The organism is Nostoc sp., from assembly GCF_036917435.1.
Taxonomy (GTDB): Bacteria; Cyanobacteriota; Cyanobacteriia; order Cyanobacteriales; family Nostocaceae; genus Nostoc.
This window is the reverse complement of sequence record NZ_JBALDM010000016.1, coordinates 37,506-51,954: the sequence shown is the minus strand read 5'-3', so window position 1 is coordinate 51,954 and position 14,449 is coordinate 37,506. Positions and strand designations below refer to the sequence as shown.

Genomic DNA, 14,449 nt, shown 5'->3' with positions numbered 1-14,449 from the left:
TCATGTTGCTCTCTCAGTGCTGTCTACTATCTATTCACAGCGTATACTGAGAGAGCTTTTTTACCATTTCTCTGACTTTTCAAACAACCTCTTAGCACTCTGCAAAAAACTAAAGCTGACTAGCATGAGTGCGAAAGGATATTTAAAGGTTTTAAATTTCATATATTTCCAAAAAAATAGGGGCGTGGATATTGCTATTCTTAACTAGAGAAGTCTAGTTTAACTTGTAAGAATCCCCAGATGCTCTGAAAGTTTCAGGTGAGATAGTAAAGCTTAAAATATCTACATAAGAGGACAAAATTATCACTTAATTGCTGGCTAGTTCGTCTGTTCCGAATGGGATGCTGCTTTTAAGATGTCTATAAATAAACGATTAGTAAGCATTGCTGAACGTATACAGGTATTTATTTACAGAAGCTACTTCATAAAGCTCAGGTTTTATTAAAATTTCATATACCTTCTACTTTAGTTACTGAGATATGCTAGTTAAGAGTTAATCTCCTCTAAACTAGCTTTATAAAAAAATCAGTAGTATTCCTCTTTTAATAACAAGTTAAATACAACTAAAGTGTAAATGGTTGTGCCAGCTTGGTTGATAAACAAAAACGTCGGCTATTTCAGGTGCATTTATTTGCTAAGTTTCTATCAGACTGATTGAACAGTCTAGAAATAACCACTCTCTTTCTATTAAAGAGAAATTTATATCACCCTTAAGTTATAGGGAATTTGATTCGGTACGCTTAGAATTTTTCAACTAATTAATGTACTAGTAAGTGCTAGTAGCTATTCACTTATGAAACCTAATTTTATGGTTTTATAGGATAACATTGCCACGTTTTCCAAACTAAAGTAGGACTTACGCAAAACTAGACGCGGTAGGAGCAATTCATGAATTGTCTCTACCGGAAACTCAAGATTTGGGCTATTTTTTGCGTAAGTCCTCTAAAGCTACGGTTTATTTATTAAAACTAAGAAAAAGCACAACTTCTTAAGACTTTTAATATTTACCAACCCATTTTGCCAATTTCCATGCAAAAATATTTTTCTCATTTCCTTATGCTGGCATTAGGAACAACTTCGGCGTTCATCATTGCTCCATGCCAAGGTCAAACTCCCGTAAAGTCTAACAGTCAAAACACTGATAATATTACTTCTGTATCTTCAAATTCATCTTCGACTATTCCATTGAGGGATTCTGCAAATTCTACTAATAAGAAATCAACTATTCTTTCTGAAGTAACTAATAACTCTTCTGCTGCTAATGTCAATATAACTGAAACTAAGCCGAAGCAACGGATTCCTATATCCAGTAGAATTTTTCCCACAGCTTCGATGCAGCAATAATCAACTGTAAACACAAGTCATCGAATTACCCAAAACAAAACAAAAACCTCACCCTGTCCTATCTTTAATCCCTCTCCTTACTAAGGAGATGGACAGGTTTTACGCAGTAAAACCAGGGTGAGGTTTCTCAGTGGCTCTGAGACTTAACCGTAAATCGCCTCACCAGAGACTTGTGTATACACCGTAGCCTTGCTAATGAGAGGGGTGAGGTTTTAAGATGTACTTCAATAGATTGGAAAGCGCTATAATTACAAGCCCACGGTGCTAAAGTCAAGACGAGGATGAGGCTGAGTAAAAAATGTGGCTTCATCTATTGAGTTTTCAGGCAACATTCAGCGAAGGCTTGAAAATAAATTATTCCACACTAAATTTGCTCAATTTTGATCTCACAATCTGCTTCCACAGTAATGATGCTATTTTCTGGAAAAGCATTCCAATTACTTGTAAATAGAGGTTCTGATGCAATAATTACAGAATTAGGAAAAGTCTGATCGTCTCGAATCCAATAAAGAGATGGAGCCGGAGAAGTTGTAGCAAATCGAGAAGCTATCAGGCGATTTCCGTTACTAAAGATTATATTGATTGAAGCTTCTACTTGATAGCGCTTTGCCATCTCTGAAAGTGTTAATAATGTAGTACGTAAAGCATACTCTGGAGGTCGATGTTTGTTAATTTGAATTTGTGAAAGTAACAATGCAAAAATGTGTTCGGAGTCAGTATTGCCATTAATTTTTTCGTAAAATTCAGGAGTTAAAGTGCTGCGGATTTTCCTGTGTAATGTTTTACGAAAATTTTCAATTACTCCATTGTGAAGAAATAGCTGTTGTTGATGGTTAAAGGGTTGACAATTAGCAAAATCTAAAGATTGTTCGGATGTAGCACTACGGACATAAGCAAGTACACACTTTGATTCAACGTAACGGCTGAGACTGAGTAAGTTTATGTCATTCCAAATAGGTAGGATATTTTTGTAGATAAAGGGTTCGATATCTTTTTGGCTATGATACCAACCTACACCAAAGCCATCTGCATTTAATACCCCAGAGGGCATTTCGCGGGGTTGATAAGCTTGAACCATCAATGAATGTTCTGGTTTATACAAAAGATTTTCTAAAGAAATAGGCGAACCGAGGTAAGCAAGTAAACGGCACATGATAAATATTCCACCTTGTATTAACACAATTATTAGGCAACAGCCTTACCCGCTTTTATTCACCATTATTAGTGGTTCTCACTTATATGGTTTTCCGTCACCTGATTCTGATTATGACTTGCGTGGAGTGCATATTTTACCAGTCGAAGAAGTGGTGGGATTAGAAACTGGCAATGAAACTATTGAAGTTTCAAAGGTTGACGAATCTTTGGAAATTGATTTAGTCACTCATGATGTCAAAAAATTCTTTTTAATGCTACTTAAAAAGAATGGTTACGTGTTGGAACAACTATATTCACCTTTAATATTAACAACTTCACCCGAATATGAAGAACTAAAATTTATTGCCAAAGATTGTATTACTCGTCACCATTATTACCATTATATTGGTTTTGCGGCAACTCAATGGAAACTTTTTAAAAAAGAAGACACGCATCGATTAAAGCCATTGCTTTATGTTTATCGAGTTTTATTGACTGGAATTTATTTGATGCAAACAGGTATAGTTGAAGCTAATCTAATTAAGCTAAATGAGGCTTTCAATTTACCATATCTTCACGATCTAATTGCCCAAAAACTAGCAGAGAGAGAAAAGTCTGTTTTATCAAATGTTAATGTAGATTTTCATCAAATAGAATATGAACATCTGCGTAATAAGTTACAGGAAGCATACGAATCTAGCCTATTACCTGAAGTACCTTCAGCGAATGCGGCTTTACATAATTTGCTGGTACACCTGAGAGGTAAGAGTTATGAATTATGAGTTATTAACTTTCTTGAAACATAAATTTTGTAGTTTTATTTTCATTGTACGTTCTTCATAAATTAGCGACACTAAGCTATTTGTGTTTTTATTGGCAATAAGATTACAAACTCTGTCCCTTGTTCAAATTCTGATGTTACTTCTATTTTACCGTTGTGTTTTTGAATTATCTGATAACAAATACTTAAGCCTAACCCAGTACCTTTCCCGACTGGTTTAGTTGTAAAAAAAGGATCAAATAGTTTATTCTTAATCTCTGGTTGAATTCCACAACCATTATCTCTGATACCTACTTTAATATAATTATCATCTATATTTAATGTATTGATAATGATTTTTTTACTTGTATCTAAATTAGCTTTGTGTTCAATTAGAGCATCTATAGCATTATTTAGAATATTCATAAATACCTGGTTTAGTTGTGCTGGATAACACTCAATCAAGGATAAATCTCTATAGTTTTTAATTACTTCAATTTCAGGTTGAAGTCTGTGATTCAGAATTAATAGAGTATTTTCAATTCCTTCATGAATATCCACTACTTTCATATCAGCTTCATCTAATCGGGAAAAGTTTCGCAAAGATAATACAATTTCCCGGATGCGTTGAGTCCCGACTTTCATAGAAGAAAGTAAGAGTGGTAAATCTTGACGAATAAAATTTAAATCAATTTCTTCAATTTTTTCTTCAATCAAGTAGATGGTATTTGGATATTCTTGCTGATATAAGCTCACCAAATCAAGCAAGTCTTGAGTATAGTCACTGGCACATTGAATATTCCCATATATAAAATTAGCAGGATTGTTAATTTCATGAGCTATGCCTGCTACCATCTGCCCAAGAGAAGACATTTTTTCTGTTTGAATTAATTGCCCTTGAGTTTCTTTTAAGTCTCGCAAGGTTTGTTGAAGTTCTTGGGTTCGTTTTTCTACCCGTTGCTCTAAACTTTGACGAGCTAGTTCTAGTTCTTGGGTGTAATCTCCCACCCATTCCACCAATTGATTCAGGGAAGTAGCTAATGTTCCTACTTCATCGTTGCTTGTAATATTAGCTCTGAGTTCAAAATTTGACTCTTCCGTAATTTTTCTAGCAACGTTAGTAACTATTTGTAAGGGACGGGCAATTAAATTACTGGTATATACTGCTAGTATAGCTGCGATCGCAGCTGATAACAGCATACTTCCAATAATAACTTTAATTCGCAGTTCTTGGGCACTTTCAAAACGAGCATTTGCTTGCTTTTTTTGAATTTCAGCATATCCTATAATTTCAATTAACTCATCTGAAAGTTTTTCAAATTTAACAGAAATATTAACTTCTTTTTTAAAAAATTCTAATAATTCTTGCTGCTCACGTTCTGTTTTTTTTGCTGAATTTTTATTAAGTTCAATCTGCTGCCAAAAAGCTTTTATTATTTGAGTATATGCTTTTGTTTCTTTCTTATATTTATTCAACAAATTCCTCAAGTCTATATTTTTTGTTGTTGATTTATCAGCATAAGTATTCGCAAAAGTTTCTAATTTTGATAAGTGCTGATTAACTTGATTCATTTCATCGAGAAATCTATTTTTCTCAAATTCTAACCAAATAGAATTGTCTAATACAGTAACTAATCTTTGTGGATGTAGTCGCACTTTGATTATCGAATTTTCTAAATCTTTTAATAGAGATTGTTGTTGATAAGATAATTTTAACTGCTGTTGAGCAAGTGCTTCATAGTGGTATGCAAGTAAAAAACCACTTGTTGTACCTATGAAAGCAATACTAACTGCTAGAGTATAGCCGTAACTAATCTTTTTGGCGATATTCCAGTTATCGCTAAAATGACTAAGGAATATAAAAATCTTTTTAACAGAATATTTCGCAGCAGCTATCATTTATTTATAAACTATACTCTTATAAGAAATTTCCTTGTCCGATTTTTTGATAAACTTCACGGATCATATTATAATTAGCATCATTTACCGAAATAAACTTGCCTCCTTTATATTTTTGATTTGCTTTCGCACTCACCAAACTTTGAATCAGTTTATCCTGATGGTTAATCATGCGCGATCGCATATCTGCTATGAAGCTGGATGCAAACTGGTTGCTAGCAACAAATACATCACCAGGAAGTAACGGGCCTTTAAATATTATAGAAAAATCTTTTTCAGTTAAGCCTTCAGATTCCAGGACATTTTTGTATCTGTCAGATGCAGTCGCCCAAGCATCTACCTCACCTTTTTTTAAGGCTTGTCCTCCTTTATCATCAAGCATGACAGTTTTGAAGTCAGTGTTTGGATCTAATCCAGCATCTATCAGTAGCTTTGTGGGAGCAATATGACTAGCAGTTGAGCCAACTTTCCGCATGGCAATTGTTTTGCCTTTCAATTGAGATAATAATTTAATTTTGCTATCTGCACGAACTAGAATAATCGAATGGTAGTTGCTGCGCTCAATGGTAATTATCGGAATAGGCTTTGCCCTAGCGTTTAAAATTATGTATTCTGAAGGACCTGCAAATACAATATCTACTTCTCTCGATAAGAGTGCTGGTGCTGCTGCTGTGGGGTTTTCTACCGGAAAAAGCTCAATTTTTATCCCTAAAATTTCTTCTAATGCAGTACGAAAAGCTCCATAGTCTCGTTGCAAATCTTCAATTCCAATAACATCTGTAACTGCAAATTTTAGACTTTTTGGTGCAGCTATTCCTATTTTATCCGAGCTATTATTGGTAAAATTTACTCCTGTGGTGCAGCCAGCAGTAAATAGTAGCGAATACCAAAGAAAGTTGCGCCGTTTCATAATTCTAAATTATATTAGAAATGTAAAATTTTTTAGGTTTTATTTAAGAATATCCTCATGCAGTTTATTGCTTCTTTGCATTCATGTGCTTCTGTAAAATTACCTAAATAAGTTTTATTTTTAAATGATGTTTTAAAATATTATTGTTAATTTAAATACTTCCAATTAAAAAATATCCAATTTGTAGGAAGCGTTAGATAGAAGGGATAATACATGGCGAGACGTAAACTAAATATTGCACGTTACACTTCATTAATGCACCCTACAAATATCGGATAATTTATTTTTTGGTATTCCTTTAACTCTTAATTTCTAACTTTTTTACAACTTCAAATTCCAAGCAGCAAAAGCTAAAGTACCCCAACCAACAAGAAAGGCTGCACCACCTAGAGGCGCGTAGGCGTAGCCCGTCGTAGACATCGCTCCCAAAGACTTAATACCAGTTAAGCTAAGGGCATACAAGCTACCTGAGAAAATAGCAATGCCAACGAGAAACAGCCATCCACTGGCGATAAGAGTGGGTTGAGGTGACTCGGTGCGACTAATTAGGATGGCGACTAGAAAAAGTGCCAGAGCATGATACATTTGATAGCGAGCGCCAGTTTCAAAAATTTCTAGCGTAGGCGTAGCCCGCCGTAGGCATCGCTCACTGATTTTTTCCCGTAGGGCATGGGTAGCAAAAGCACCAGCAGCAACTGACAAACCGCCTAATATGGCAGCTATACTCAAAAAAATCTGCGTCATTAGACTTAGCCGTAAGTTGGTGTCGAATTTAATGGGCTATTTAGACATCAAAATGATATGATACAGCCCCTTCTTCGTTCACCTTAAAGTTTGCATTGAATTCTTTAGCTTTTTCATCTAAATATTGCCTGGCATGGGCTGCGGGCAATTGTGACTGCATGGCAAAGCCTAAAACAGTTACGCGCCCATGATTTTCTTGTAGCATCTCATAAAAAATCGATTGTAGGCGATCGCTATGTTGTTGATTAAGTGCCTTTTTCTCTTGCCGACTTTGACGGTATAATCCTAATGCTAACCAAGTGCCCAATGTTAAAGTCGGCACACCAAAAATTAGACGTTCTACCGCAGTATTATCAATTACAGGGGTAGATGCTGCTGGTGGAAACTCAATGGAGCCATCCCAAGCTAAAGGGAGCGTGATTGATTTTTCCGTAGTTGTTTTATTAAATACCTCTGCTGCTGATAGCATTACCAACATGAATCCGAGTGTCAGTAGCCAGCCTGCGGCCAATTTTTCAGCAGTTTTCATAGTTCCACTTCAGATTTACACTTTGCTAGCGATTTTAACCTGACTTTCCCAAAGGTTCCAATATATCGATCTATTCCCAACGATAGTTTTTATCATATTTCTTTCTTGATGTTACCCAATGGGCGCGATCGCAAAACTGAGTAAGCTGTCGTGCATTTAATTTGCACAGCTAGGGTGGGCAAGATGCCCACCCCACAAGAGATTTATTTTTTTGAGGATGCAAATTAAAGTATTTTCAACTTACTAAATCAACGTTTACGAATATTAACCCCTTGAGATTGTCAAATCGCAGCAAAAGTATAGTCTTTTTCTTGCTGCGATTCTAACCTTAGTTGCGGGTAGCTTCCAGTAGCCGGGAAAAATAGAAGCGAGTCTTCGTCATCGCCTTTCGTTGCAATGAAAAGCCATTACTTTCCAAGATTCTCACCACATCAACTTCACGATGCAAATATGCACGAGTCGCTTTACTTGGGCCGGGAAAGAAACTACCAATTTTTTTGAGTATACTGAGGGCACAGGTTTTAGGGGCAAAACTGATAATTATCCGCGACTGTGCCAAAGAACAGAGATGAGATATCATCTCATCGGCTTTTTCTTGGGGGTAGTGGATGAGAACATCCAAGCAAATAACTGTATGGTAACTCCCACTCAACGATTCCAAATCCTGTACGGCAAAAGTAGGATTTTCAGCATTTTGCAAGGCAAGCTTTGCTCTATCCTTACCTTCTTCCACCATTTTTTCCGAAATATCGGTAGCATAGACTTTGGCACCATCTACCGCTAGGGGGATGCTGAGACTACCGACACCACAGCCAGCATCACAGATTGATAGCTCTGGTAAATTGTTGTCAGCCTTCAGCCAGGCGAGAACTGTATCTACAGTTTGCTGGTGTCCATTGCGAATGTCTAGTTGGACTTTGTTGACTTCGCCATCGCCGTAAATTCGCTTCCACCGGTCAAATCCGGTGGAATTGAAGTACTCACGAACAATCGTTTTATCGTCGGCTACGTTCATAAACTCTGATTTTTAGGGGTTCCCAATGCTTAAAATTATCATTTATAGGAACTCATAAGAGCGGTCTTCCAGATTTTTCTAGATATGGTGTAAGAGGGTAGGCGTACAAATATATGTGCCTCTAATCATTCAAACAATAACCGCTATTTTTCTCAGGGTTTTAGTTATTGTTTGCGTAAGTCGTTACTATAAATTCCATTCTTATTTCAACCTCTAGATGTACACAACCCCTTTTTCAGGTAGAGTTGCGATCGCGATCGCACTAAACTGTTTAATGAGCTTGTAGCCAATTGAGCAAATCAGCGATCGCACTAAAATCTAATAAAGCCTCACCCAGTGCTTCCAACTGTTCTAGAGAAAGACTTTGAATTCCTTCCCGAACTTCGTCGGGTAACTCTCCTACCCGTTTTTGTAGCTGTCGTAAGACGAGTGCTTGCTCACCTTCCTGTTTTCCTTCTTCCTTTCCTCGCTCGTAGCCAATGCGCTCGCCTGTAGTGATGTAACTCATGGTACGTTCCTGCTCGAATAACTTAAATTCTTGCCAAAATTCTGCTTCTAATGCTTTTGGTAAAATCATAACCCAATCGATAAAACGATAGAGGTTGCGAATATCCCTTTCTTGCAGCCCTTGTTCATATAATCGCCGAATTAAGCTAAATTTCCAAGTTTTACGTTCTCCTGGCTGTTTACTAGTTTGCTGGGTTTTCAAATGTGCCATTACCACCGTCGAAAACGGATTATCGCTATTCTCTAACTCTGTCCATTGTTGTTGATAATCTAGGAGTTTGATAGTTCCAAATCTAAAATTCAGACCACAATCGGGATAATTGTAACTGTATTGATTTGGTCTCCAACTAGAGTCAGCATCACACAAAATTGCTAGGCTAATGGCTGGTTGAGCAAATTTGTCAAAAATTCGCAGGTTGTAAGAAAACATCCTTTGAGCAAAGATATCTTCCGGTTTGGACTGAACTTCGACATGAATCAACAGCCAAATTTCCTCTCCTTGAATTTGCCAGACTTTGACTAACTTATCTGCATATCTTCTACCAAGTTCACCGTCTCGTGCTATTTGTTGAAATTCCTTATCGAGAAACTCGTGGGGACGTTCCCAATTAATTAGTGCTGCTGTTTGGGGGAAGAAAAACTGCATTGCTTGGGGAAAGTAGGCTTCTAAGATTTCTTTCCACGGCGAATCGTTATCGGCTCTTTCTCGTTCCTGGATCATCAGTTGATTGGTAGATTAATGTTCTTAATAGTAAGGTGTAAGTAGCTAATATTTTTCACTAGGTTACAAGTTACTCAATTTTCGCGTACATTCCCTTTCGCTTGTAAATCAGTCAAAATGCGACTTGATGCTTAAAGTTGTTTTTGGTGCGATCGCTCATCGTCTTTCGAGAATTGCCGCAGTCATTATAGTTTTCACCTCAGACGGCAGGGAGAAATAACGATCGCTCTCCACGGAAGTTTCATTTTTCTCTCAAAATAGGGAAAGTTATTCATCCAACAAGAAAAATTTACTCATCTTATTGTTAATTTTTGTAAAATTGAAGTCTTCAAGACTAGAAACCTGATATCTAGATAGCTAAACTAACAAACAGTGCATCTGTACTGTTAATTATTAAAAGTAGATGTGGCGCTATAGGGTGAATGATCCCAGTACAACTTATCCTCAAAAACTTTCTTAGTTACCGTGATGCAACTTTAGATTTTCGTGGCTTGCATACGGCTTGTATTTCGGGTTCCAATGGTGCGGGTAAATCTTCGCTTCTGGAAGCAATCACTTGGGCAATTTGGGGTGAAAGCCGCGCCACTGCTGAAGATGATGTCATCTATTCTGGCGCAAAAGAAGTTCGAGTTGATTTTACTTTCCAAAGTAACCAGCAAAAATATCGGGTGATTCGTACCCGAATTCGGGGAGGTACTAGTGTCCTCGAATTTCAAATAGAAATCCCATCTGGGTTTCGCTCACTCACTGGCAAAGGGGTAAGAGCAACCCAAGATTTGATTTTAGAACATATCAAGCTCGATTACGATACATTTATCAATTCTGCCTACTTACGTCAAGGTCGTGCAGATGAGTTCATGCTCAAGCGCCCGACGGAACGCAAAGAAATTTTAGCGGAGTTGTTGAAACTGAATCAGTACGATGATTTGGAAGAACGGGCAAAGGAATCTTCTCGTCAGTTAAAAGCACGGGCATTAGAGTTAGAGCGATCTTTGGAGTCGATCAAAATTCAGTTGCAACAACGTGAGACAACCCAAGCGCAAAGAGTCGAGTTAGAAGCCGAACTCAACCAACTGCAACAGGTGCAAGCTTTTGATAATATTCAATTACAAAGTTTGCAAGTTGTTCAGCACCAACGCCAAAATTGGGAACAACAACTTAGCTTTGTCAAGCAGCAATACCAAAATCTTACCCAAGATTGCGATCGCCTCCAACAAGAACAATCAGCTATCGGCTCTCAGTTATCGGATTTAGAAAAAATATTACATCAAGAAACTGAGATTAAAGCTGGATATGCCCACTATCAGAGTCTCCAATCTCAAGAAGAAGCCTTTGCTGCCAAATTTGAAGAATACACCCGCGCCGGGCAGACTCGCCAACAAAAGCAACAACAGCTTACCAAACAAATTCACGAAATCGAACGGCAACTGCAACAAGCCCAAGCCCAAATCGAAGCTTTACAGCAACAAGAGCGAGATATTCAGCAAACTCTGACTAAATCAGGTGAAGTAGAAGCTGCTTTGTCACAACTAACCGCAGCCCGTCACCATGTTGCTCGTCTAGATCAGCTGCAAATGCAAGTGACTCCGTTATTGCAACAACGAGCAACTTTACAAAGCCAACTCGATCGCACTCATGCCGGTTTAGTAGCGCGACTCGAACAACTGCAAAGCACTGAGAACCAATTGCAACGCCAGCATCGCCGCCAACCACAACTGCAACAAGCGGTGATGGATGTGGGAATCCAGATTGAGGAGTTGGAGAAAAAGCGGGTTTATCTGCAACGAGTTCAGGAAAAAGGACAAGAAAGGCGACACTTTATTGAACGTCTGCAAGCTCACCAACGGGACTATGAAAAGCAACTGGGAGAATTAGAGCAAAAATTGCTTATGCTCCAAAATCCTGAAGCACTTTGTCCATTATGTGAGCGTCCTTTAGATGAACATCACTGGAATCGAGTGGTGGAAAAAACCCAGACTGAATTAGAGGATACTCAAGGGCAGTTTTGGGTAGTGCGGGAACAAATGGCTGTGTCTGACAAAGAAATTCAGGTACTTAGGCAGGAATATCGGGATATTTCCCAACAATTGGCGAGTTATGATGGTTTGCGGGAACAACGGGGACAGTTGGTAGCACAGTTAGAAGCGACAACTGATGTCCAACAACAGTTACAACAAATTGCTGCTGAAAAACAGCATTTAGAGCGATCGCTCCAAGCTGGTGATTATGCTGCCGATAAACAAGCCGAACTTCGCCAGCTAGACCAATATCTGCAACAAGCTAATTATAATGAACAAGATCACGCCCTAGCCCGGAGTGAAGTTGAGCGGTGGCGATGGGCAGAAATCAAACAAGGGCAGATTAAAGATGCAACTAAGCGACAAGGGCAACTGTTAGTCCGAAAACCAGAATTACAATCCCAAATTGTTCAATTACAAGCCAGAATCCAGCAGGATCAGACTGATTCTGAATGTGCTAAACAAATCGCGGCTCTTGAGCGTCATATTACCGAAATTGGCTACAGTTCCGAGCAGCACAATAATTTACGTATAGCTGTAAAGAAAGCTCAATCTTGGCATTTGCGGTATCAACAACTGCTATCAGCCCAACAGCAGTATCCCCAACTCCAGACGAGATTACAAGAGTTAGAGGAATCCAGAACCGCCAGAGTAATGGAACGGCAAAAACTCGGTGGACAAATTGAAAGCATTATCCAGCAATTACAAGCAACAGCTAACCCATCTGCCCAAATTCAAGCTTTAGAGCAGCAGTTAGCAATCCGCAGACGGCAACTCGATGAGCAGATAGCAAAATTGGGGCGTTTGGAACAGTTGGCGCATCAACTGGAAACGCTACAAATTCAATATGAACAACAGCAGCAGCAACTACAATCTTGTAAGCAGGAATATCGTGTTTATCAGGAATTAGCGCAAGCTTTTGGTAAAAATGGTATCCAAGCACTGATGATTGAGAATGTGTTGCCGCAGCTTGAAGCTGAGACGAATCAACTACTTTCGCGGCTGAGTGGTAATCAATTTCATGTCCAATTTATTACTCAAAAAGCTGGGCGCAGTGCTAAATCAACCAAGAAAAATGCCAAGCTGATAGACACCTTAGATATTTTAATCGCCGATTCTAGAGGAACCCGATCTTATGAAACTTACTCTGGTGGAGAAGCCTTTAGAATTAACTTTGCCATCCGTTTGGCACTGGCGAAATTATTAGCACAACGGGCGGGGGCGGCGTTGCAATTGTTGATTGTGGATGAAGGTTTTGGTACACAAGATGCCGAAGGGTGCGATCGCTTGATTGCTGCGATTAATGCGATTTCCTCTGATTTCGCTTGCATTCTGACTGTCACCCACATGCCCCACCTCAAAGAAGCTTTCCAAGCCAGAATTGAGGTGAATAAAACTCAAGAAGGTTCCCAGTTGAGTTTGTCAATTTAATTGTACTTTACCCGTGCATCCAGACCTAATGAACGGAGCTTTTTCGTTAGAGTTTCGGCTTGGGTGCGATCGCTAAATGCTCCAGCATTCACATAATCCCCTAGATGGGATTGCTCTGTGATGGCATTCGGTATATATTGTTGCACTTTGCTCAGAGTATCGTTACTGGAAATTGGTATTATTACTCTGTAAGGATTACTAGCGACTAATGTATTGCCATTAGTTCCAGGTAGGGCATAGGCATTGGCAGGAGGTAATACATAGCGATTATTCTGAGGTGTCCCATAGCCAGTATTAACAGGTACTAGATAGGAAGTTTCAGGTGATATATTATTACCCTCAACAGAATTGCCCCTAGTAACGCTGTTCAACCCTAACGCTTGCCAAGTTGGCCAATCTACATTTCCAGTAGCATTAATTCGAGAATATTGCTGGAATGCAATTACAGATTGTCTGGTGTAATCGCTGAAAAATCCATCAGGATTGGTATTAGAGAAACCCAAGTTCGATAAACGCTCTTGAACTAATGCGACATTATCTCCGCGATCGCCTACAGTCAGATAATCCCTGCTCGGTTGTTGAGTCGAGAAACTGGTTCTGGCTTGAGTTGGAGACGAACCTAGTAATGCATTCCAAGTTTGTTGATTTACAATCCCGTTAGCAGCTATGCCATAATTTCGCTGGAATTTGATCGCAGCATCTCTAGTCTTTGGGCCAAAATTTCCAGTGGGATTAACATTCAAGTAACCTAACTGCCGCAGACGCTGTTGTAACCTTGTGACGGCTGCACCAGTTTTGCCTTGAGAAAGAACAGGATATTGTCCAATTGCCGAACGCGATGCACTTCTAGTATTCCTAGTAGTAGTTCTACCTTGACATGCTCGTTGTAATGTTTGTTGCGTATTAATACCTACAACACCATCAGCAGGTATTCTATTAGCTTGCTGGAATTTGATTACAGCATTTTGAGTCAAACTAGCAAATTTGCCACTGACTGGGCCATTAAAGTAGCCTAACTTTTTTAAACACCTCTGGTTACTGCTAACTCCAGACCCATTACTCCCTATTTTTTGAAGTGCTAAAGCTTGCCCAGCGACACTCAGAAGCCCCGTAATTATTGCCGCAGACACAAGACGTATCGCTGCACCGCTAGATAACTTTTTCCAATTCAAAAATTTGAAATTAGCTACGGTAGGAACAACCTTGACGCTTTCAGATGCCTCGGAGACTGAGGCCAGCTTGGTTAAATAGCTATCTACCCCTGTTTTCACTTGCTTTTTTTCAAGTTATGACCATACAAGATTATACTAGTTTCTCTATGTCATATTTGATTTTTGTATGATTCTTTACAAGTAATTTTCCAGAAGATGCAGGTGGGAGGGGATCTGCTCTTTGAAAGGAGAAACAATTAAAAGAGCCATCCCGGTTTCAGAGCAA

Annotated in this window: 11 protein-coding genes; 2 read left to right on the top strand and 9 right to left on the bottom strand. The window is 38.7% G+C overall.

Annotated features, from left to right (window positions below):
• Positions 1-1,130: 1,130 nt before the first annotated feature.
• Positions 1,131-1,358 carry a hypothetical protein gene (locus V7K98_RS07290; RefSeq protein ID WP_335020245.1) on the bottom strand — a complete coding sequence of 76 codons (228 nt, stop codon included), beginning with the start codon at positions 1,356-1,358 and terminating at the stop codon, positions 1,131-1,133.
• 350 nt (positions 1,359-1,708) lie between these two features.
• Positions 1,709-2,497: an ergothioneine biosynthesis protein EgtC gene (egtC, locus tag V7K98_RS07285; protein ID WP_335020243.1), complete on the bottom strand. Its 789-nt coding sequence runs from the start codon at positions 2,495-2,497 to the stop codon at positions 1,709-1,711.
• Here egtC and V7K98_RS07280 point away from each other — a divergent pair.
• Positions 2,496-3,260, top strand: a complete 765-nt coding sequence (locus V7K98_RS07280; RefSeq protein WP_335020242.1) for a nucleotidyltransferase domain-containing protein — start codon at positions 2,496-2,498, stop codon at positions 3,258-3,260. The two genes, egtC and V7K98_RS07280, sit on opposite strands and share 2 nt — an antisense overlap.
• Before the next feature lie 71 nt (positions 3,261-3,331).
• Here V7K98_RS07280 and V7K98_RS07275 read toward each other — a convergent pair whose 3' ends face one another.
• The 6 genes from V7K98_RS07275 to V7K98_RS07250 all read right to left on the bottom strand — a co-directional run bounded on the left by V7K98_RS07275 (position 3,332) and on the right by V7K98_RS07250 (position 9,563).
• Entirely contained in the window at positions 3,332-5,137 is a 1,806-nt protein-coding gene (locus V7K98_RS07275; RefSeq protein ID WP_335020240.1) for a sensor histidine kinase, read from the bottom strand.
• 19 nt (positions 5,138-5,156) lie between these two features.
• Complete coding sequence (locus V7K98_RS07270; protein ID WP_335020238.1) at positions 5,157-6,047, bottom strand: PhnD/SsuA/transferrin family substrate-binding protein; 891 nt, start codon at positions 6,045-6,047, stop codon at positions 5,157-5,159.
• Positions 6,048-6,368: 321 nt separating this feature from the next.
• Positions 6,369-6,791: a DUF423 domain-containing protein gene (locus tag V7K98_RS07265; protein ID WP_335020236.1), complete on the bottom strand. Its 423-nt coding sequence runs from the start codon at positions 6,789-6,791 to the stop codon at positions 6,369-6,371.
• A gap of 40 nt (positions 6,792-6,831) precedes the next feature.
• Complete coding sequence (locus V7K98_RS07260; RefSeq protein ID WP_335020235.1) at positions 6,832-7,320, bottom strand: hypothetical protein; 489 nt, start codon at positions 7,318-7,320, stop codon at positions 6,832-6,834.
• 328 nt (positions 7,321-7,648) lie between these two features.
• Positions 7,649-8,335 (bottom strand): magnesium protoporphyrin IX methyltransferase, encoded by a 687-nt coding sequence (bchM, locus tag V7K98_RS07255; protein ID WP_335020233.1) that lies wholly within the window; start codon positions 8,333-8,335, stop codon positions 7,649-7,651.
• A 271-nt stretch (positions 8,336-8,606) separates the two neighbouring features.
• Complete coding sequence (locus tag V7K98_RS07250) at positions 8,607-9,563, bottom strand: DUF4351 domain-containing protein (protein WP_335020231.1); 957 nt, start codon at positions 9,561-9,563, stop codon at positions 8,607-8,609.
• A 422-nt stretch (positions 9,564-9,985) separates the two neighbouring features.
• Between V7K98_RS07250 and V7K98_RS07245 the strand changes: the two genes are divergently transcribed.
• Entirely contained in the window at positions 9,986-13,012 is a 3,027-nt protein-coding gene (locus V7K98_RS07245; protein ID WP_335020229.1) for an SMC family ATPase, read from the top strand.
• Here V7K98_RS07245 and V7K98_RS07240 read toward each other — a convergent pair.
• Positions 13,009-14,283, bottom strand: coding sequence for a peptidoglycan-binding protein (locus V7K98_RS07240; RefSeq protein WP_335020227.1), 1,275 nt, complete (start codon positions 14,281-14,283; stop codon positions 13,009-13,011). The genes V7K98_RS07245 and V7K98_RS07240 overlap by 4 nt on opposite strands.
• Positions 14,284-14,449 lie beyond the last annotated feature (166 nt).

Coding starts and splice junctions, on each gene's coding strand:
- V7K98_RS07280 (WP_335020242.1), top strand. CDS start 2,496: ATGATAAATATTCCACCTTGTATTAACACAATTATTAGGCAACAGCCT.
- egtC (WP_335020243.1), bottom strand. CDS start 2,497: ATGTGCCGTTTACTTGCTTACCTCGGTTCGCCTATTTCTTTAGAAAAT.
- V7K98_RS07275 (WP_335020240.1), bottom strand. CDS start 5,137: ATGATAGCTGCTGCGAAATATTCTGTTAAAAAGATTTTTATATTCCTT.
- V7K98_RS07270 (WP_335020238.1), bottom strand. CDS start 6,047: ATGAAACGGCGCAACTTTCTTTGGTATTCGCTACTATTTACTGCTGGC.
- V7K98_RS07265 (WP_335020236.1), bottom strand. CDS start 6,791: ATGACGCAGATTTTTTTGAGTATAGCTGCCATATTAGGCGGTTTGTCA.
- V7K98_RS07260 (WP_335020235.1), bottom strand. CDS start 7,320: ATGAAAACTGCTGAAAAATTGGCCGCAGGCTGGCTACTGACACTCGGA.
- bchM (WP_335020233.1), bottom strand. CDS start 8,335: ATGAACGTAGCCGACGATAAAACGATTGTTCGTGAGTACTTCAATTCC.
- V7K98_RS07250 (WP_335020231.1), bottom strand. CDS start 9,563: ATGATCCAGGAACGAGAAAGAGCCGATAACGATTCGCCGTGGAAAGAA.
- V7K98_RS07245 (WP_335020229.1), top strand. CDS start 9,986: ATGATCCCAGTACAACTTATCCTCAAAAACTTTCTTAGTTACCGTGAT.